Origin of the sequence: Trinickia sp. NRRL B-1857 (assembly GCF_050470685.1) — a bacterium.
Lineage (GTDB): Bacteria > Pseudomonadota > Gammaproteobacteria > Burkholderiales > Burkholderiaceae > Trinickia.
In genome coordinates this window covers 2,098,564-2,118,098 of sequence record NZ_JBFLUK010000001.1, presented here as the reverse complement: position 1 = coordinate 2,118,098, position 19,535 = coordinate 2,098,564, and the positions used below count along the sequence as shown (strand labels likewise).

General features: G+C 60.0%; 14 protein-coding genes. 7 read left to right on the top strand and 7 right to left on the bottom strand.

Annotated features, from left to right (window positions below; translation table 11 throughout):
- Position 1: 1 nt before the first annotated feature.
- The gene (gene purU, locus AB1286_RS09360; RefSeq protein ID WP_430363016.1) at positions 2–871 is read left to right on the top strand and encodes a formyltetrahydrofolate deformylase; all 870 of its coding nucleotides are present in this window, start codon (positions 2–4) and stop codon (positions 869–871) included.
- 35 nt (positions 872–906) lie between these two features.
- On the opposite strand, the gene AB1286_RS09355 is transcribed toward purU, so the two are convergent.
- Positions 907–1,992, bottom strand: a complete 1,086-nt coding sequence (locus AB1286_RS09355) for an AI-2E family transporter (protein WP_430363015.1) — start codon at positions 1,990–1,992, stop codon at positions 907–909.
- Positions 1,993–2,071: 79 nt separating this feature from the next.
- On the bottom strand, positions 2,072–4,933 hold the full coding sequence (gene uvrA / locus AB1286_RS09350) for an excinuclease ABC subunit UvrA (RefSeq protein WP_430363014.1): 2,862 nt from the start codon (positions 4,931–4,933) through the stop codon (positions 2,072–2,074).
- Between the two features lie 198 nt (positions 4,934–5,131).
- On the opposite strand from uvrA, the gene AB1286_RS09345 reads away from it, so the two are divergent.
- The 3 genes from AB1286_RS09345 (at position 5,132) to AB1286_RS09335 (ending at position 9,758) form a co-directional block, all read left to right on the top strand.
- Positions 5,132–6,316: an MFS transporter gene (locus tag AB1286_RS09345; RefSeq protein ID WP_430363013.1), complete on the top strand. Its 1,185-nt coding sequence runs from the start codon at positions 5,132–5,134 to the stop codon at positions 6,314–6,316.
- Between the two features lie 74 nt (positions 6,317–6,390).
- Positions 6,391–6,930, top strand: a complete 540-nt coding sequence (locus AB1286_RS09340; protein ID WP_430363012.1) for a single-stranded DNA-binding protein — start codon at positions 6,391–6,393, stop codon at positions 6,928–6,930.
- A 1,196-nt stretch (positions 6,931–8,126) separates the two neighbouring features.
- Positions 8,127–9,758 (top strand): hypothetical protein, encoded by a 1,632-nt coding sequence (locus AB1286_RS09335; protein WP_430363011.1) that lies wholly within the window; start codon positions 8,127–8,129, stop codon positions 9,756–9,758.
- 41 nt (positions 9,759–9,799) lie between these two features.
- Here AB1286_RS09335 and AB1286_RS09330 read toward each other — a convergent pair whose 3' ends face one another.
- A complete protein-coding gene (locus AB1286_RS09330) occupies positions 9,800–10,732 on the bottom strand; it encodes a LysR family transcriptional regulator (RefSeq protein WP_430363010.1) in 933 nt (310 codons plus the stop codon).
- A 151-nt stretch (positions 10,733–10,883) separates the two neighbouring features.
- Here AB1286_RS09330 and AB1286_RS09325 point away from each other — a divergent pair, with 151 nt between their 5' ends.
- From AB1286_RS09325 to AB1286_RS09315, 3 genes are all read left to right on the top strand, one after another.
- Complete coding sequence (locus AB1286_RS09325) at positions 10,884–12,200, top strand: MFS transporter (protein WP_430363009.1); 1,317 nt, start codon at positions 10,884–10,886, stop codon at positions 12,198–12,200.
- A complete protein-coding gene (locus tag AB1286_RS09320) occupies positions 12,197–13,708 on the top strand; it encodes a M81 family metallopeptidase (RefSeq protein ID WP_430363008.1) in 1,512 nt (503 codons plus the stop codon). The genes AB1286_RS09325 and AB1286_RS09320 overlap by 4 nt, the downstream gene beginning before the upstream one ends.
- Positions 13,709–13,776: 68 nt before the next feature.
- Entirely contained in the window at positions 13,777–14,574 is a 798-nt protein-coding gene (locus tag AB1286_RS09315) for a hypothetical protein (protein ID WP_430363007.1), read from the top strand.
- A gap of 293 nt (positions 14,575–14,867) precedes the next feature.
- On the opposite strand, the gene AB1286_RS09310 is transcribed toward AB1286_RS09315, so the two are convergent.
- From AB1286_RS09310 to AB1286_RS09295, 4 genes are all read right to left on the bottom strand, one after another.
- The gene (locus AB1286_RS09310; protein ID WP_430363006.1) at positions 14,868–15,893 is read right to left on the bottom strand and encodes a DUF2167 domain-containing protein; all 1,026 of its coding nucleotides are present in this window, start codon (positions 15,891–15,893) and stop codon (positions 14,868–14,870) included.
- Positions 15,894–16,219: 326 nt separating this feature from the next.
- Positions 16,220–17,248, bottom strand: coding sequence for a methyltransferase (locus AB1286_RS09305; RefSeq protein ID WP_430363005.1), 1,029 nt, complete (start codon positions 17,246–17,248; stop codon positions 16,220–16,222).
- A gap of 107 nt (positions 17,249–17,355) precedes the next feature.
- Positions 17,356–18,156 (bottom strand): DUF6875 domain-containing protein, encoded by an 801-nt coding sequence (locus tag AB1286_RS09300; RefSeq protein WP_430363004.1) that lies wholly within the window; start codon positions 18,154–18,156, stop codon positions 17,356–17,358.
- Positions 18,153–19,097, bottom strand: coding sequence for an ATP-grasp fold amidoligase family protein (locus AB1286_RS09295; protein WP_430363003.1), 945 nt, complete (start codon positions 19,095–19,097; stop codon positions 18,153–18,155). Before AB1286_RS09295 ends, AB1286_RS09300 begins: the two co-directional genes overlap by 4 nt.
- Between the last annotated feature and the right edge of the window lie 438 nt (positions 19,098–19,535).

Sequence of the window (19,535 nt, the reverse complement as noted above, 5' to 3'; positions counted from 1 at the left end):
TATGTCGACCCAACACAGCTTCATTTTGAAACTGTCGTGCCCCGATCGGCCCGGCATCGTCCACGCCGTCTCGGGATTTCTCTTCGAGCGCGGCGCCAATATTCTCGATTCGGCCCAATTCGGCGACAGTCACACGGGTGAGTTCTTCATGCGTGTGCATTTCCAGCAAGTGGGCGGCGATCCGGGCCTCGAGGCGTTGCGCGCAGCGTTTGCCCCGCTTGCGGACGAGTTCTCGATGCGCTGCGAGATTCACGATGCCGCGCTCAAGCCGAAGGTCGTCATCATGGTCTCGAAAATCGGCCATTGCTTGAACGATTTGCTGTTCCGCTATCGGACCGGTCAGTTGCCGATCGAAATCCCCGCGATCATCTCGAACCACAAGGATTTCTATCAACTGGCGGCAAGCTACGACATCCCGTTCCATCATTTTCCGTTGACGGAATCGACGGGCGCAGCGAAGGCCGCGCAAGAAGCGCGCGTGCTCGAGGTGATCGATCAGCACGGTGCCGATCTCGTCGTGCTCGCGCGCTATATGCAGATCTTGTCCCCGAACCTGTGCGAGCACCTGACGGGACGGGCGATCAACATTCATCACTCGTTCCTGCCGAGCTTCAAGGGCGCGAAACCCTACTACCAGGCGTTCGACCGCGGCGTGAAGCTGATCGGCGCGACGGCGCATTACGTGACGACCGACCTCGACGAAGGTCCGATCATCGAGCAGGAAGTGGAGCGGGTCGATCACAGCATGACGCCCGATCAACTGACGGCAATCGGCCGCGATGTGGAATGCGTGACGCTCGCACGTGCCGTGAAGTGGCATGTCGAGCATCGGATCGTGCTGAACGGAACGAAGACGGTCGTCTTCCGTTGACGGCCGCGGCGCCGGCTTAGCGGCCGGCGCCGAAGCTAGATCAGGCGCAAGTAAATCAGCTCGCGCTTGATGTAGGCGTAGAAGATCGGCGCGGCGATGAGCCCCGGCACGCCGGCCACCGCCTCCATGATGAGCATGGCGAGCAAAAGCTCCCATGCGCGTGCCTCGATTTGCCCTCCCACGATTCGCGCGTTCAAGAAATACTCGAACTTGTGAATCAATACGAGAAACACCAGGGAAGAAATGGCCGTCGGCAGGCTCACCGCGAGCGAGACGGCCAGGATCAGCGTGTTGGAGATCAAGTTGCCGATCACCGGCAGCAGGCCGGCGATGAAGGTGACGAGAACGAGGGTCTTCGATAGCGGCAGCCGCTGATGAAAGAGCGGCAGCGCGATGAGCAGATACAGCGCGGTGAACACCGCATTGATCGTCGAGATCTTGACCTGCGCGAAGACGATGCGGCGGAATGCGTCGGCGAAGCGCGTGGCGCGCGAGGCAAGGGCGGTCGAAAGCGGCAGGCGCTGGATGTGCCGCTCGCTCGTGATAGCGATCATCGCGCCGATGATCATGCCGAACAGAACATGCCCGAAGCCGCGCGCGACATTCTTGCCGCCTTGCTGCAATTGGCTCATGTGCGTCTGCACGAGCATGCCGGCCTTTTGCTTCATTTGGGAAACGTCGCCGGGCAGCATCGCCGAGAGCCACTCGGGTAAGCGTAGGCGCGCCTGATCGATGATCTGCATGACCTGCGACAGCAGATTCTGAATGTTCGGCACCGTGTGCTCGAAGTGCTCGACGATGCCGATCGCGAGACCCGCGAGGCCGCCCACTACGACGGCCGCGATGACGACGACGGCGACCCAGCGCGCGCGCTGCCCCGACATGTGGCGTTCGATACCGGGCGCGAGCGTATGGACGAGCTGATAGACGAGCATGCCGCCCAGCAGCGCGCCGAGCAGCTTGAAGTGCAGCACGACCCACATGCCGAACAGGGCGAGGGCATAGCTGCCGATTTCCACGGCGGACAGCTTCGGCAAGCTCATGTCGCTCGTGAGCCGTACGGGACGACCGCCGAGCTCGCGGATGCGGGCGTCTTCGGGGGCCTCGTTGCGCTTAGCCATGATGTTTTAAGTCTCCAACTGTCCTACCGGTATCGGGCGGCGCGGCATCGTCGTGCCGGGCCGCCAACGCTCGCCGCGATCAGCGGCGCTCGAGCAGCGGTGCGAGATAGCGCCCAGTAAAGCTCGCCTTCGCTTTCGCGATCAGCTCGGGCGTGCCCTGGGCGATGATCTGCCCACCGCCCGCGCCGCCTTCCGGACCGAGATCGATGACCCAGTCCGCAGTTTTGATCACATCGAGATTATGCTCGATGATGACGACGGTATTGCCATGATCTCGCAACCGATGGATGACTTCCAGCAGCAGCGCGATATCGTGAAAGTGTAGACCGGTGGTGGGCTCGTCTAGGATGTACAGCGTGCGGCCGGTGTCGCGTTTGGATAGCTCGAGCGAGAGCTTCACGCGCTGGGCCTCGCCGCCCGATAGCGTCGTGGCCGATTGACCTAGCCGAATGTAGCCGAGCCCGACGTCGAGCAGCGTCTTCAGTTTGCGCGAGATCACGGGCACGGCGCTGAAGAACTCGTAAGCATGCTCGACCGTCATGTCGAGTACTTCGCTGATGTTCTTGCCTTTGTACTGGACGTCCAGCGTTTCGCGGTTGTAGCGCTTGCCGTGACAGACGTCGCACGGGACGTATACGTCGGGCAGAAAGTGCATCTCGACCTTCAGCACGCCGTCGCCTTGACACGCTTCGCAGCGGCCGCCCTTCACGTTGAACGAGAAACGGCCCGGATCGTAGCCGCGCTCTTTCGCCGACGGTACGCCGGCGAACAATTCGCGGATCGGCGTGAACACGCCCGTGTAAGTGGCCGGATTCGAGCGCGGCGTGCGGCCGATCGGCGATTGATCGACGTTGATGACCTTGTCGAAATGCTCGAGCCCCTCGATCTGCTCGTAGGGTGCGGGCTCCGCCGACGCGCCGTACAGATGCTGCGCGACGGCATGGTAGAGCGTGTCGTTGATGAGCGTCGACTTGCCCGACCCCGACACGCCCGTCACGCAGGTGAGCAGCCCCACCGGCAGATCGAGCGTGACGCGCTTCAAGTTGTTGCCGTGCGCCTCGACGATCCGCAGGCGCCGCTCGTCGGGCTCTTTGCGCTCGTCGGGAAATTCGATGCGTAGTGCTCCGGCCAGGTATTGGCCCGTGAGCGAGGCCGGGTCGGTCTGCACCTGCTTGGGCGTACCCTCGGCGATGATCATGCCGCCGTGCTCGCCCGCGCCGGGACCCATGTCGACGACGTAATCGGCCATGCGGATCATGTCTTCGTCGTGCTCGACGACGATCACCGAGTTGCCCAGATCGCGCAGATGCTTGAGCGTGGCGATCAGGCGGTCGTTGTCGCGCTGATGCAAACCGATCGACGGTTCGTCGAGCACGTACATGACGCCCGTCAGGCCCGAGCCGATTTGCGAGGCGAGCCGGATGCGTTGCGCTTCGCCGCCCGAGAGCGTGTCGGCGCTGCGCTCGAGCGATAGATAGTCGAGTCCGACGTTGTTCAAGAACATGAGCCGCGCGACGATTTCCTTGACGACTTTCTCGCCGATCTCGCGTTTGGCGCCATCGAGCTTGAGCGTTTGGAAGTAACCGAGCGTGTCGCGCAGCGGCCAGCCGCTCACTTCATAAATGGCACGCGCGTCGCCGTCGGCGCCCAGGCGCACGAAGCGCGCTTCTTGGCGCAGCCGCGTGCCGTCGCATGACGGGCAGGCCTGATTGTTCTGATATTTGGCGAGCTCTTCGCGTACGGCTGCCGAGTCGGTTTCGCGATAACGGCGTTCGAGATTCGGAATGATGCCTTCGAATACGTGTTCCTTGACCGTCGCGCGGCCGCGCTCGTTGATATAGGAGAACGGGATCTGCTCCTTGCCCGAACCGAAGAGAATCAGCTTGCGGACCTTCTCGGGCAACTCCTCGAAGGGCGTATCGATGTCGAATTCGTAATAGGCTGCGAGGCTTTGCAGCATCTGGAAGTAAAACTGGTTGCGGCGGTCCCAGCCTTTGACGGCGCCGGCGGCGAGCGAAAGCGTCGGATGCGCCACGACGCGTTTCGGATCGAAGAACGTGATCTGGCCGAGCCCGTCGCAATCGGGACAGGCGCCCATCGGATTGTTGAACGAAAAGAGCCGCGGCTCGAGTTCCGGCAGCGAGTACGAACAAATCGGGCAGGCGAACTTCGAGCTGAACAGGTGCGCGCTATCGGTATCCATTTCGAGCGCGATCGCACGGCCGTCGGCTAGACGCAGGGCCGTTTCGAACGATTCGGCCAGGCGCTGCTTCATGTCTGGCCGCACCTTCAGGCGATCGACGACGACGTCGATCGAATGCTTGTCGTTCTTCTTGAGCTTGGGCAGCGAGTCGATGTCGTAGATCTGCGCCGTTCCCTCATTGGCGGTGCCGCCGCCCGAGCGAATGCGGAACCGGATGAACCCTTGCGCCTGCATCTGCTCGAACAATTCCGCGTGCTCGCCCTTGCGGTTCGCCACGACGGGCGCAAGGATCATGAGCTTCGTTTCCTCGGGCAGGGCGAGCACCGTGTCGACCATCTGCGAGACGCTTTGCGCCTCCAGCGCGATCTCGTGCTCGGGGCAGTACGGCGTGCCGACCCGTGCATAAAGCAGGCGCAGGTAGTCGTGGATTTCGGTGACGGTGCCCACCGTCGAGCGGGGATTGTGAGACGTCGCTTTCTGCTCGATCGAGATCGCGGGCGACAGGCCCTCGATCAGGTCGACGTCGGGCTTCTCCATCAATTGCAGGAACTGGCGCGCGTAGGCCGAGAGGCTTTCCACATATCGACGCTGACCCTCGGCATAGAGGGTGTCGAACGCGAGCGACGACTTGCCGGAGCCGGACAGGCCGGTGATCACGATCAGTTGATGGCGTGGCAGGTCGAGATTGACGTTCTTCAGGTTGTGGGTGCGCGCCCCACGGATGCGAATCTGTTCCATGAACCTGGCAAGAGGGAGGGGCCAAACCTGCTACTATAACGACTTTTCCAGACCGCCGTTACGGCATCCTTACAGTGCCGGGGAAACGAAAGCTGAAAGCTCCCCGCGCTCGTGACGTTCGCTAGACCTGCCCGAGCGAACCGGCTTGGGAGTGGGAAACAGCAACGACGCCGCTTCGGTTTCCCCTTGCTCGCTCAGATGTCCAATCCGTCCGTTACTTCTTCGCGTATGAGTGCGCCCGAAATGCGCGCAACGGTATCGCTCGCCGGGATTTTCGCGTTGCGCATGCTCGGCCTGTTCATGATCATGCCGGTCTTCTCGGTGTACGCGAAGACCATCCCGGGCGGCGACAACGTCTTCCTTGTGGGCCTCGCACTCGGCGCTTACGGCGTGACACAGTCCCTGCTCTATATCTTTTACGGATGGGCGTCGGACAAGCTCGGACGCAAGCCCGTCATTGCCGCCGGGCTGGTGATCTTCGCGCTTGGCAGCTTCGTCGCGGCGATGGCGCACGACATGACTTGGATCATCGTGGGGCGTGTGATTCAAGGGATGGGCGCCGTATCGTCGGCAGTCATTGCCTTCATCGCCGATCTGACGGCCGACGAACACCGCACCAAGGCCATGGCCATGGTGGGGGGCAGCATCGGCATCTCGTTCGCCGTCGCCATCGTCGGTGCGCCGATCGTTTATCAATGGGTGGGGATGAACGGCCTGTTCGCGCTTGTGGGCGTGCTGTCGCTGATTGCGGTCGGCGTCGTGCTCTGGATCGTGCCCGATGCGGCCAAGCCCGTTCATGTGCGCGCGCCGTTCGCCGAGGTATTGCACAACGTCGAACTGCTGCGCTTGAATTTCGGGGTGCTAGTGTTGCATGCGACCCAGACGGCGCTGTTCTTGGTCGTGCCCCGCATTCTCGTGGCGGGCGGTTTGCCCGTGGCCTCGCATTGGGAAGTCTATTTGCCGGTGATGGGCCTGTCGTTCGTCATGATGGTGCCCGCGATCATCGCGGCCGAGAAACGGGGCAAGATGAAGCCGGTCTTGTGCGGTGCGATCGCGCTTATCCTGATTGGCCAATTGCTGCTCGGAACGGCGCCGCATACGATCTTGTCGGTGGCGGCGATTTTGTTCGTTTACTTTTTGGGCTTCAACATTCTCGAGGCGTCGCAACCGTCGCTCGTCTCGAAGTTGGCGCCGGGTACGCGCAAGGGCGCGGCGGCCGGCGTCTACAACACGACGCAGTCGATCGGCCTGGCCCTGGGAGGGGTCGTGGGCGGTTGGCTGATGAAATCGGTGGGGCAAAACGCGGTGTTTTTCGCTTGCTCCGGGCTGGTATTGGCCTGGCTTATAATCGCCGCCAACATGAAGGCGCCGCGTAAGGCTTGACGGCCACGCGGCGGCGCGTGCCGTGTGCTCGGGGAGCGAGCGCGGCTGCGCAAATGGATTAACTGGAGAGATACATGGCATCCGTAAACAAGGTCATCCTCGTCGGCAATCTCGGCGCCGATCCCGAAATTCGTTACCTGCCGAGCGGGGACGCCATCGCCAATATCCGGCTTGCGACGACGGATCGCTACAAGGACAAGGCATCGGGTGAATTCAAGGAAGCCACGGAGTGGCACCGCGTTGCATTTTTTGGGCGTTTGGCCGAGATCGTCGGTGAGTATTTGAAGAAGGGCTCGTCGGTGTACATCGAAGGTCGCTTGCGCACGCGCAAGTGGCAAGGTCAGGACGGACAGGATCGTTATTCGACGGAAATCGTTGCGGATCAGATGCAGATGCTTGGCGGTCGCGGCGGTGCGGGCGGCGGTGGCGGCATGGGCGGCGGCGATGACATGGGCTACAGCCGCGAGTCTTCGGAGTCGCGCGGCGGCGGTCGCTCGATGGGCGGCGGCGGCGGTGGCGGTGGGCGTAGCGGCGGCGGCGGTGGTGCAAGCCGCCCGAGCCAACCGGCCAGCGGCGGCGGGCTCGACGATATGGATGACGATATTCCGTTCTGAAGGTCACTTTTCCAAGGTGCAAACAACCAGCCTGTAGCCCCGTGGTTACGGGCTTTTTTCTTATTTACAGTTTTTCGTTCTCTCAGTGCTGTGCGTCGAAGGCGTTACCTTTTGAAAGGTAAATAATGGCTGCACCGTTCACCGTTGGTCGTGGTTGTTGAGTCCTGAACGCTCCCCACTGCCGCGGGAAAGTCCCTTGCGCATGCCCTCCTTTGACGCGTCACCGCGTTCGCAGCGAATTACGGCTGCCGTCGTTGAGGCGGAACTCCATGACAGAGCGTTATATCGGGGGTCTGATCAGTTTGCGTGAGCCAATGCTGCGTCATAGTGCCTTGCCCCGCTCTCAAGTTTTGCCGGATGCAGCCGCTAATGGTAACGTGTGGCGTCGGGAGCGTTCGCACGTCAGTGTCGCAGAGCGAAAGCTGCTTGCGCTCTAGCCCGCGAAGTGGCATTATGCTCGGTTCGGATTGCGCTGTACGCGATCTCTTGCTTAACTCTTTTGGAGAGTCCACGATGACAGTTGCTGAGCTTATCGCTGCCGCTAAGGCGTCGGTAGTTGACGACGCAAAGATCGCGGACCTTCGGGCTTGTGTGTCAGCAGCCGACAAACGGTACGAAGAGCAGGCAGATCGCCGTGCGGTCGATGGGGACACATTGGCGCGTACGTATAGCCTCTAATAAGACATCTATTCAAAAAATAGCAGCCAATTGGCTGCTATTTTTTTTCTTGCAATGATACCTTTTCTTGTCTGTCAGTTCGCAAAATATACGCTCAGCAATCTAGTCAAAGAATGCTTTGGTTCGGATTTTCCTGATATCTTTGGCAAGAAGCAGATTGATTATATATTTCGTTATCTCTCCGATCTCAAGGCGAAATCGGTGCTGCTTGAGTTTGAGTATATCGACAAAGATTATATGAAGATTATTCGAGTTTTTACGTAAGGCGGTTCAACAGTCGGGGCCCTAAATGCGCGCGGCTGCATTTCTTCGCACGCGAGCTTGATCATAGAACCTTCGATCAGCTTCTTGCGGATGGGGGCGTCGATGCTTGCCGATCATTGCAGAACGATTATCTAGGCTTTATGGTGGTTAAGCCATTGCCAAAAACGTTCATTGGCAAAACATGTCTTAAACGTTATAACGGATTAAGTCGTAACACTTTTAAACACTCGTTGTCCCGGTCGTACAAGGTGAACTTGTTTGGCCTTGATCTATATGTGGATTCCATCGCGTTCCAAGAACAGGACAAGGTTGTCTCGGCCTGCGCCACCACGTCGATATGGTCCACGCTTCAGGCGCTCAAATGGCGAGCAGTGCGCGAGATACCGTCTTGTAGCGAGATTACTACCAACGCGATTAATTTCATCGAGGGATCAAGCAACAGTTTCCCCAACAAGGAACTTTCTAATAAACAGATCCTTCGCGCTCTCGATGTGTCCGGGCTACGCCATCACTCGGAGTCCTTGTCACGCATTGGCTGGGACGAACTGTCCGAGACGGTAAAGTCGTACATCGACAGTGGATTACCTCTGATTCTCGGGGCAGATGTTTACGCAGTCGCTCCAGGCGGTCTGTTAACGAAGATTGGTGGCCATGCAGTCTGCGTTCTTGGATACAAGCTTGCCCCTTCGGGAAAGGCGTTTTACATCCATGACGACCGGCTGGGGCCGTTCGCGCGCGCCACATACATCGAGCTGCCCTCGGAAGGCTGCCCCGCTGGTCTCGTAGGGAGTTGGGGGCTTGAACTCCAGGGAAAAGATGACGACGGAAATTGGGCCGAGGCGCACGAAGTGCTAGTCCCTAATTTCCTTATAGTTGCCACCGATAGGAAGGTGCGTTTGCCGCTTTCGTATGCGGTGAATACTGCCAAACTTATTACGAAGGTCTACGAAGAAGAGGTAAAAAGCTTGGCAGAAGCAGCGCAGGCTACGGAGTTTGCATCGCTTCAAAACCAGTTGACATTCAAGGTCCGGCTGGCGGAGATATCAGACCTGAAGCGCGAGCTTTTGCAGTCTCCGTTGGAAAGATGCTATCGCGACGTTGACGGGAACGCGTGTGAACTGACCGAGGCAGAATTCGCACTCGCAGAAACCGAGAAAAGCAAATTCCTGACGACGGGGTACGCTCGCTTCCAGTGGGTCATCGACTTTTCATATCGCGACATCCCGGCATTTTCCGTATTGATCGACGCAACCGATATCCCGCAGGGCCACGCGGTATCGGCGGTACTTTCAAAGAACAAATCTGCGGCCGATGTCGTGCTCACTGTGCTCGAGATTTATGCAAAGAACAAAGCTGCCGACGCCGTAGCCGGGAGCAACCTGACATTTTTCGGCTCGTTTCTGCGTCGACTGAAACCCGAAAGCAGCGGAATCTCCGAGCACCTTAACGAGACGTACGGCGAACTTCGTGCTCCCCGCTACCTGAAGGAATCAGAGTTTGCAAATGGCGACGTTAGGGTCAACGCATCCGTCCAGACGTTCTATGAAGCGATAGACGAGCCGCTCGAAGACCTTTTTCCCGGACTGGTGGTGGACGATGAGGAGTCGTATCGGATATGGGCAATAGCCCACGATGGTGGCCTGCTAGTCGGCGAAGAGATTGACAAGATGGGTCATCCTTGCCTCACTGGCTTCAAGCCAGCACGCATCGCTGGCGAACTGCGGCGGACGTCATCCGGCTGGACGATCAATTCCAAATCGGGGCGGTATAGTAGCGACTATTCCGACGCAGACCGACTTCTTGCTAACGCCCTTCGAAAATTTAAAACGATCTTCGGCAGGTCCCAGGGCAGCTTCACCATGGTAGGCCGAGAGCCTAAGCATTGAATGCGGGAGGAGCTCTCGTCGAAGGACTAATGCGTACTTCCCTAAACGGATTCCGCAACCATCGGTACATTGAACACCGACATGCGCGTCTCGATCCAATGCAATAGCTCGCTCGCCGCGCGCGTCAGCATCCTCTCGGAATTGACGAAAACCTTTGCATACTGGTTGCCGAGCATCGGGTGGTCGATCACTCGGGCGACAAGGCGCCCCTCGGCGACTTCCTGACGGACGGAATAGTCGGTCACCATGGCGACGCCTCGGCCGGCGAGCGCGAAGCGCGTCAGCAGATCCAGCGTATTCGCTTGCATGATGGGCGAGAAGCGCAGGTTTTCAGCCGCGGCGACTGCCTCGATCAAGCGGCCGAGTCCATATATCGCGGGCATCGTCGCAAACGGATAGGCGATCGCCCGGCCGAACGGGATATTCCCCGTCTCTCTGGCCAGCGGATGTTCCGGGCACATGGCTGCCACTACGCGGTGTTTGGCATGAGCGTGAAAGCGCAGATGCTCCGACGCCGGCGGGCTATACGCCATCCCTATATGAACGATGCCTTTCTGAACGTCGTGCACGATCTCGACGGTGGCTTTCGTTTGGACCGTCAACCGAATATTCGGATATTGACGGTTGAAATCCCATAAAACCTCATCCGTCAACGACGGAATCAGGCCTTCGCTCGCCGCAACGATGACGCTACCGGATCCGAGATCCTCCAACGATCCGAGCTGACTTTCCAAGTGCTCCAGTTGAGCGTTCCACATGCGGTAGTACTCGAGCAGATGCGCGGTCGCCGGGGTGGGCACCGCCCCCGCCGATTGCCGGTCGAAAAGGATCGCACCGGTTTCGCGCTCGAGCATTTGGATTTGGCGGCTCACATACGATGGCTGAATATCGAGCTTTGCCGCCGCCTTTCTGATTGACCCCGTCGTCACGACCGCTTCTAAGCATTTCAATTGGCTTTTCTTTATTTGATCCATGTCATCTCTTGTCAACCTCTCAATATTGATAGGATGGATTTGGTGCACACCCTGTTGCCTGATGACGGTACTTTGTACGCTGTTTTCGGGGTAAAGTCAGCCTCGCTGACATCTTAGCGCTAAAAACAAACATTCATTCCGAGATTGCTCAATGGCCACCGACACCAACGTATACATTAAAGGTCTGCCTTTATCTCACGCAGGATTATTCCGAAAATTAGATGCTCGTGTCCTCGGATTTCTCGTGGTCTGTTACGCATTGGCGTATGTCGATCGCATTAATATCGGGTTCGCGAAATTGCAGATGCAGCGCGACCTCGCATTGAGCGATGCCGTCTATGGGCTCGGGGCCGGCATCTTCTTTCTTGGCTATGTGCTATTCGAGATACCGAGCAATCTACTGCTCGTACGAATCGGCGCACGCAAGACACTGGCTCGCATCATGATGCTATGGGGGCTCGCCTCGGCCTCGATGTGCTTCGTATCGAGTACGACATCGTTCTATGCGTTGCGCTTTCTTCTGGGCGTGTTTGAAGCCGGATTCGCGCCGGGAATGATCTTCTACCTTTCATACTGGTATCCCAAGGAGCGAATGGCCCGTGCCGTCGCGCTGGTACTGGCGGCGGCGCCGATCGGAGGCATCGTGGCCGGACCGCTATCCGGTTGGGTGATGACATCGCTATCGGGCACGCACGGCCTCGCAGGTTGGCAGTGGCTATTCATCCTCGAGGGCGTGCCTGCCGCGCTGCTCGGCATCGTCGCGCTTTTTTGGCTCAAGGATTCGCCCGACGCTGCCCCGTGGTTGTCGGCCCAGGAACGCGCGAGCCTGAAAGGTCTTGCGGCGCCGGCAATCCCCGAACGCTCCGCCTATCGTTCGCTGCCTGCCGTGCTGTGCAATGCGTCGATCTACCGCCTCGCCGCGGCGTATTTCTGTCTGATCTGCGGGCTCTACGCGATCGGCTTTTGGCTGCCGGCGATTCTCAAGGCGACGGGCTTGCAAAGCGTTCTCCAGATCGGCCTATATTCGGCGGTTCCGTATATTGCCGCGGCTGTGTCGATGTATGCGCTGGCGCGCAGCTCCGACCGAAACAAGGAGCGCCATCGACATGCCGCGGTCGCCGCTGCCGTCAGCGCCGCGACACTCGCGGTGGCGACGATCTACCTCAAACAATTTGGAATCGCGTTCGTCGCCATTACGATCGCCACCGGTGCGATGTTCGCCGCCTATTCCGTTTTCTGGGCCATTCCGCACGATATGTTGAGCGGCCCGACCGCGGCCGGCGGGATCGCCTTCATCAATACGCTAGGTCTGTTCGGCGGCTTCTTGAGTCCCACGATGATCGGATGGGTCAAGACGTTGACGGGGCATACCGAGACAGGGCTATTTGTGATCGCCGGACTGCTTGTCCTCGGTGCACTGCTCTTGTACACGCCCGTTAAGCCCCTGGTCGGAGCGAAACTACTATGAGAATTTACGCAGCCGGATTCCAGCACGAGACGAATACGTTCGTCGATATCCCCGCAAGCTACGCGTCGTTCAACGACCGGGCTGTCGGAGCGATCCGCCGCGGCGAAACGTTTGACGAATTGCGTTCGCTGAACATACCGCTCGGCGGCTTTTTGTCCGCGATCGAGGACACCGGCCACGAGATCGTCCCCGGACTGTGGGCCGGAGCCACGCCTTCGGGGCGCGTTACCAAGGATGCCTACGAACGCATCGCGGGCGAAATCCTCGATGGCATTCGCGATGGCAAACCCGACGCCGTCTACCTTGATCTCCATGGCGCGATGGTCGCGGAACACGTCGACGACGGCGAGGGTGAGTTGCTGCGGCGCATCCGTGCGATCGTGGGCCCGAACGTGCCTGTCGTTGCGTCGCTCGACCTGCACGCGAACGTCACGCAGTGCATGGTGGACCAATCCGACGGACTCGTGGCTTATCGAACCTATCCGCACGTCGATATGGCGAAGACCGGACGGCGCGCGGCCGAGCTGCTGTGCTCGCGTATCGATGCCGGGCCTCGCTGGAAGAAATACGCTCGGCATGTGCCGTTCCTCATTCCGATCAACGCGATGTGCACGCATGCGGAGCCGTCGCGAGGCTTTTACGCGGCGTTGGACACCCTCGAGGGTGGCGCCGTGACCTCGCTTTCTTTTACTCCCGGCTTTCCCGCCGCCGATTTTCCGGAATGCGGCCCTCTGGTCTTCGGCTACGGCACGGACATCGACCCATTGTCGCAGGCTGTCGACGGCCTGTATGAGCGGCTCGTGTCGAACGAGAGCGACTGGTCGATCGAGTTTCTGAGTGCGGACGAGGCGGTCGTCGAGGCCATGCGCCTTTCGAGGGAGGGACGCCGCCCGGTGGTGATCGCGGATACCCAAGACAACCCCGGCGCCGGCGCTGCGTCGAACTCGACAGGGCTGCTTCACGCACTCGTCGCCCATCGAGCGCAGCGTGCGGCGCTCGGTCTCTTTTGGGACCCGCAGGCAGCGGGCATCGCCCATGAAGCGGGAGCCGGCGCAAGCGTCGAGCTGACGCTGGGGGCAACATCCGGTCATCCGTTCGTGGGTCGCTTCGTGGTCGAGTCGTTGTCGACAGGGCGCTGCCATTGCGACGGTCCCATGCTGAAGGGCGCAACCGTCGAACTCGGCCCGACCGCATGCTTGCGAATAGACGACGTCTGCGTCGTCGTCACGTCTACACGGGTGCAGATGATGGACCGCGCCTTCTATCGCGTTGCCGGCGTCGTTCCCGAGGAGATGAAGATCCTGGTCAATAAGAGTTCCGTGCATTTCCGCGCCGATTTCGAACCGATTGCGCAGGCCGTATTGGTCGCGAAATCGGATGGGCGTATGGCTGCCGATCCGGCGGAGCTGCCATGGACCGCTCTCCGGGACGGTATGCGCGTGTCGCCCGAAGGGCGGCCGTTTCAAAGAGCGAAGCGCGTCGCCGATTCCGCCAGCGGTTGCGGCTAGTCGCAAGATGATCGACTGAATCGAGCCGTGTCTGACGACGATCGATTCACCTTATTCAGTACTGCAAAATGTTTATTGTGAATCTGAAAACGCTATTCCAAACACTCGTTCGTGCGCCGATCCAGCGCCGATGGCGCGACGCGTTTTCCGGCTTCCGTCCAGGCGTCGCATCGACGATCGAGGAGATGTCGCGTGACGAACTCGTTGCGTACGCGCGGCAGGTGGATGTCGAACTGGCTCGGCTAACCGCGCAACATGTGAAACCGCTCGCCCGCGCATTCAGACTTGCCAAGGTGAGCGGCCACCATCGCGAGCTGGGCGTCACGACTGCGTTCGATGAAAGCGGATTCGAAAGCGACGGCTACGAGCGGGCGTTCCACATTGCATTCGAGATCGCGGAGCATGCTCCGCGGCGTGCTAGGGCCGACCGCCTCGTGGAGCGGCAACTTGCCCGTCGATATCCGGAAGCCGCGGCGGCGCTCGTCGCGCTGCGCCGGTACGTGCTGCGCGACGCGCTGGATTGGCCCCATGCCGCGCGTCTCGACTATGAGCGCAACATCTTGGCCGATACGCTGGAGCTGACGCCGCGTCATCTTAGACACGAACGCATGGAGTATTGGGCGTCCCTGCTCGACGTCTTTCCGAATCATGAGTTCGACATCGCCGACAAAGCACCGAACTACTATGTGGACGATGGAGCAACGGTGTTCGAGGAGGGGCGTACGGTCGGACGCAAGGGAGATCTCAGTTCGGAGCGGGATAGTCGGTACGCTCCCGGCACGTTCTTGCACGCCAAGTGGATCGACGGGTATCGGATCGGCAAGCGTCAAGTGGCAGTCGAACGGCGCGGCGCGGGGAGACCATGAACTGAATCCGGTCGAGGTAAAGCTTCCGCAAGTCATGGACGGGCTCAGTCGTAGGCAAGGGAGGCGTCGTGCGCTTTGGCGAATGCCGTGGCGACTATTTTTGCGCTTTTGCGCCGATCTTTCCGACGAAAAATCGCCCTAAAATCAGTGCTCTGTCTCGTGGTTACGAAAAACGTGTCGAATAGGGTGGCGACTATTTTGGCGGCTGCGAACGAAGTTGGGCACCTCCGCCAAACGCCTGCTACGAAGAGACGATCCCAAGCGTACTGATTCCACCGCGCTAGCGCGTCCACCTACATCGCCGGCCCGTCGACCTTCGTTTGCTTCTTGCGCTGCGCTCTGCCCCAGATCACCGCGGCCAAAGCCAAGAGCGGTAGTAGCCGCATAGCCAGCCCGCTCCAATCGAAGCCGACGGCGCGAGCCATCTTGCTCTCGAATGCCTTCTCGTCTTCCGTCTCCGGCCCGGTGATGTAATCGGTCAGCTTGAGCTTCGCGGTCGGTTCGCCGGATTGATACGCGGTGTAGCGCTCGACTTCGCGAATCCGAACGCCGTCGACCAGTTTATCGAACGTGCCTTGCATCGCCGCCGCGCGGCCCCTGCCGTCGGCACCGTCGAGTTCCGTCTGGATCGCCACGGTGTAACGCCGGCCCAATACCGCCGCATTGAGAAACGAGGTGTTGTCGACGCCGTGAACTCCGGTCGTCTGGTTCTCGTATAGCCAGTCGAGTTCGTGTCTCGTCCCGTTCCATCGCGGCGCGCGAATCCATTTGATCTCGACGAGGTCGGGTACGGCTTGCTCGGAAGCGGGCGACAACGGATTGAACGGGCTGCTCCGAATTTGCATCGTTCGCGCCAGATCGTCGGGATTCAAATCGATGTCGCGGGTATCGATGTACCCCGTATATGCCAGCGCGATGCGCGTAGTCCAACTGCCGTCGTCGGGGGCGATCACGGCGCTCAGCGAGTCGTTCGATTGATCGCTCGATCCGTCGTTTGCCTCGCCGGCATCGGGTGCATCGTCGTCAAGTCTTGCCGGAAGCGGCGGCAGGTACCGAAAACCCGCCGGCACCATCAGCGTGGCGACATGGCCCAACTGAGCGGTCAGCGGACCCTGCCGCCAACGGGGATCGTTCCAAACGTCGCTCGGGATGCTGGCGTCGGCCGGTACCAGCAAGGAGACTGAGGATGCCGATTCGACGGCGGCGTCGGCGTGAAGCGTCTTATGCTTTGTGGCCTGCGCCGAACCAGTCGCGACCAGGCAGCTCAAAAACAATAAAGCGGAACCGGCGCTCCTCGCGGAAACGTCAATCTTTGTCATTGTGGCTCTCAGGTAACTTTTTATTCGCGGGCCGGAACGGCGTGAGCCCCGTCTTTTTTATAAATATGCGACTTGGACGGTGGCGGAACCCGCGGCACGCATTATAAGTGGGCTGGCGTCGAACGATCGTTCAACGCATCAAGGAACCGTCGAGCCGGCGTTCGTCCGCCGCTGCGGCGGGGAGGGCGCAAGGAAAGGTGAGGGAGGGCGCGGAACGGCGGAAAATCGAAGCGAACTCGAGCATACCGCTATCCGGCAGCTCGACTTAGGCGAACGAGGCGCGGTCGGCCTCGCTCGCTTCGTTTCGATGGAGCGTGACCGCGGCCTTATCGCGCGACCAGCGCGCAATGATCGATCGCGCGCGCATCGTACTTCATTACCGTATTGAAGCCTGCGTCGTTCAGCCAACGAATGTGATCGCGTACGGGATAGGCCATGCCTTCGCCGCTTGCAACGGTGACGAAGTAGAGCGAGGACTTCACCGATTGCAAGCCGCCGGCTTCGTCGTCGTCGCACATCAACGACCAAACGAAAAGCTGTCCGTCGCGTTCGAGGTAGGCGCGGGCCTTCTTGTAAAGAAACTGGATCTTCTCGGGCGAGAAGATTTCAAGCACGTGCGAGAAAATGACACCGTCGCAGCCGCCGGGCCAAGGATCGGAGAACATATCCACGGCCACGCAGGTCACGCGATCGGTGAGGCCGTTCGCCTCGATATTGGCGCGGGCCTTCTCGATCACGGAAGGCAGATCGACGAGGGTCACCATCAAGGACGGATAGCGCTCGCACAGTCGAATCGCGTTCGTACCGTCGCCGCCACCGAGGTCGAGCAGCATCGAGACGTCGGCGAACTCGCTCACCTTCATCATGCGCGGAGACAGTCGCGTATAGGCGCCCATCCCCTCGTGGAAAAGGCGCTCGAGCGCGGGATCGGTGGCCATGCGGCCGTAGAGCGTCGCCGAATCGCCGGGAAACTCATCTAAACCCGCGTTGCGGCCTTCGCGCAGCGCCCGCGTGAAATGTAAGCACGCGCGGTGTTGGATCTTATCGTTCAGGTGGACGAAAGGCACCATCGACTGCTCCGCGTTGCGCAGCAGGCAGCGACGCGTGAGCGGCGCATTCGTGATGGCACCGGTTTCGCTGACGCTCACAAGTTTGAGCTGCTTGAGGCCCAACAGCAGCACCCGGCAGCCATGCTCGTCGATCTCGAGCCGCTTTGCGAGCGATTCGATCGTGGCGCCTCGCTCGATGACGTCGAAGACGCCGAGATCGCACGCGGTGGATAGCACTTGCGTCTTGATGTATCCGTTCATCATCTCACAAAGCGTTTGCCACTCTTCCCACGCGAGTTCTTCCATCGCACACACTCCCCTTTCCGTTATCGATTGACCTACGAATACGTTGGCCGCTCGTTGCGGCCGGCGCGCATCGCGCCAAGCGGTATTGCATTTGCGGATTTCCGGTTTCAGACACTGGCTGTCTGCCCCGCCGGTTGGGCGATGGCGTCGACGGCGGCAAGCTGTGCCTTGCGTTGCGCGAGCCGATCGGCTACGCGCGCCTTTTCGGTGGCGGACAAGCGCTCGGCGTTCCAGCGCAGATAGCATTCGAGCTCGTGTACGCGCATGCCGATCGGCGTCGACGCGCCGTCGATGAACAGGGCGTCGTGCAGTGCCATCGCGCGTATCACCAATAGCGGCTTGTCGGCACGCATGGGTCGAAACGAGTCCGAATGCGCCCCTCGTACGCTGCTCGTGGGATGGAACTCGCCCAACATCAACCCGCACTCCATGTAGAACGGCTTCAAGATCATGTGTGCGCAGTCGATGAACTTGTAGTGCTCCTCGTCCTGCAACCCGAGCGGATACACCGCAAGCGAAAGGAGTTCGGACGGCTCGGGCCGCTCCGCCGCCACGCGATTGAAAAGGTACGGAAGCCGCATCAAGGCGCCGATGTACGTATCGAACGGCATGTCCGCGGCATCGAAGGCGCTGAACAGCAACGCGCGCTCTTCATGCGAGGGCTTTGCAAACGGACACACGGCACCCTTGCGCCCGAGATCGGAGTGGGGCTGCATGATGAAGCGCTGCATCCAAGCGAGGCCTGCCGCATACGTCTCGCGCACGCGGGTATCGGTTAGCGCATCGATATCGGTCGAAGGCGTAAGCGTTCGCTCGATTTCGGCAAGCGCGCGAGCGATATCCGAGGATGTGGTGAGGGTCATGCCGTTGGTCGTGTTCGTATTCGTGTCGGTCGTCTGCATGGTCATACCCGCGAGCCTTGTTTGAATGTCTCGTTATCGATCGGCCGTTCTTGTTCGGTCATGTTTCGAAATAGTTGCCCCCATTCGTAGTCGTAGCGGTCCGGGTGGAACGGAAAGACGCCTGCCCCCGGCGTAAAAGTCAGTTCTCCGAAATAAATCTTGCCGTCGGGCACATAAAGATCGAGGCGTACGTAACCGAGTCCGTCGACCAGCCGCGTCGCAAGACGTACGATCTCGTCCCAATGCGGCGGCTTGAGGGGCGGGATCTTGCTGCGCGGGTAGTGGCCCACGGCGAGGTCGAGGTGATTCCAATTCACGTCGAAGACATCCCCGTGGGGCGTGCCGAACCGGTCCGCGACAATGCCCGCGTAGATGATCGGTCCGTTTCGATCGTGGCCGAACATATTCATTTTTAGATCGGCGGGAATATTGCCGGCCCGGTCCACCAGCAACTGCTCGAAGTAGAGCCTCGGCTTGATCGGCCGGTAGTGTCGTTCGCGCGAGGAGTGATAAAAGTCCTGGGCGAGCCATGCTTGCGCGAGCCGGTTCAATTCTTTGAAGGACGTTTGGCGCTTGTCCTCGACGATCTTGACGAAGGCGCAGCCGTGGTTCGTCTTCATGACGAACGCGTTCGGCAGCGAAGCGAAGACCTCCTCCGTAAATACCTCGGGCACGGCGATGAGCGGAATCAGATGCTCCTCTCCGATGCGCGCTTTGACGAACTCGCGCACGGCGAGTTTATCGGCGAGCACGCTCCACAGCGGCTCGGGGTGCAGGCAGCGTTGTAGGATGAATTCGTTAAATGTCCTCGGCGCGCCCAGGCTCGGAAAACGCCCGACATGACGCCGATGCGAGAGCCGCAGAAACAACTCGTCGGGTATCAAATATTTAGCCGCGCGCCATGCGCCGCGTAAGCCCTTATTGAGCCAAGCCGTAGTACTTCGCATGGTGTCGTTTCGCTTGGTGACGATCGCCGGGCTAGTCACTCCGGTGCACACATTGTTCGGCCCCGATAAAACGGGCCTAGGCAGCGAGAGCGCTGCCCCGTCGCAGCCGGCTGGCGCGAGCGGCCGGCTCAACTGCTGGTCGGGTTCCGCTACTTTAGGCATGGTCCATCCCCGCGTCTTCGATGCGCGTGTTTAGGTCAGTGATCTGTAGACGTGATGGAACCATCCCCCATGAGGGGGAGCAATGCGACGAGCCGGAAGTCGGGAAGGTTTGGCGCTTTATGCCGTGGTTATTCTCGGTGCTGTTGTTTCGAAATCTCTGCTTACAGAATTGGGTATTTGGTTAGGCTTTTTACTCATTAACGGTGGCGGAATACGCCGGGTTTAAAAGGACGCGAAAGCGGCTCTAAAAGCCAACTTCAAGCTTGCGTTGCAAGA

Bases quoted from the DNA above. Each gene is read 5' to 3' on its own strand.
- AB1286_RS09330 (WP_430363010.1), bottom strand. From the start codon at position 10,732: ATGGATCAAATAAAGAAAAGCCAATTGAAATGCTTAGAAGCGGTCGTG.
- AB1286_RS09325 (WP_430363009.1), top strand. From the start codon at position 10,884: ATGGCCACCGACACCAACGTATACATTAAAGGTCTGCCTTTATCTCAC.
- uvrA (WP_430363014.1), bottom strand. From the start codon at position 4,933: ATGGAACAGATTCGCATCCGTGGGGCGCGCACCCACAACCTGAAGAAC.
- purU (WP_430363016.1), top strand. From the start codon at position 2: ATGTCGACCCAACACAGCTTCATTTTGAAACTGTCGTGCCCCGATCGG.
- AB1286_RS09345 (WP_430363013.1), top strand. From the start codon at position 5,132: ATGTCCAATCCGTCCGTTACTTCTTCGCGTATGAGTGCGCCCGAAATG.
- AB1286_RS09305 (WP_430363005.1), bottom strand. From the start codon at position 17,248: ATGGAAGAACTCGCGTGGGAAGAGTGGCAAACGCTTTGTGAGATGATG.
- AB1286_RS09355 (WP_430363015.1), bottom strand. From the start codon at position 1,992: ATGGCTAAGCGCAACGAGGCCCCCGAAGACGCCCGCATCCGCGAGCTC.
- AB1286_RS09315 (WP_430363007.1), top strand. From the start codon at position 13,777: ATGTTTATTGTGAATCTGAAAACGCTATTCCAAACACTCGTTCGTGCG.
- AB1286_RS09310 (WP_430363006.1), bottom strand. From the start codon at position 15,893: ATGACAAAGATTGACGTTTCCGCGAGGAGCGCCGGTTCCGCTTTATTG.
- AB1286_RS09300 (WP_430363004.1), bottom strand. From the start codon at position 18,156: ATGACCATGCAGACGACCGACACGAATACGAACACGACCAACGGCATG.
- AB1286_RS09320 (WP_430363008.1), top strand. From the start codon at position 12,197: ATGAGAATTTACGCAGCCGGATTCCAGCACGAGACGAATACGTTCGTC.
- AB1286_RS09340 (WP_430363012.1), top strand. From the start codon at position 6,391: ATGGCATCCGTAAACAAGGTCATCCTCGTCGGCAATCTCGGCGCCGAT.
- AB1286_RS09295 (WP_430363003.1), bottom strand. From the start codon at position 19,097: ATGCGAAGTACTACGGCTTGGCTCAATAAGGGCTTACGCGGCGCATGG.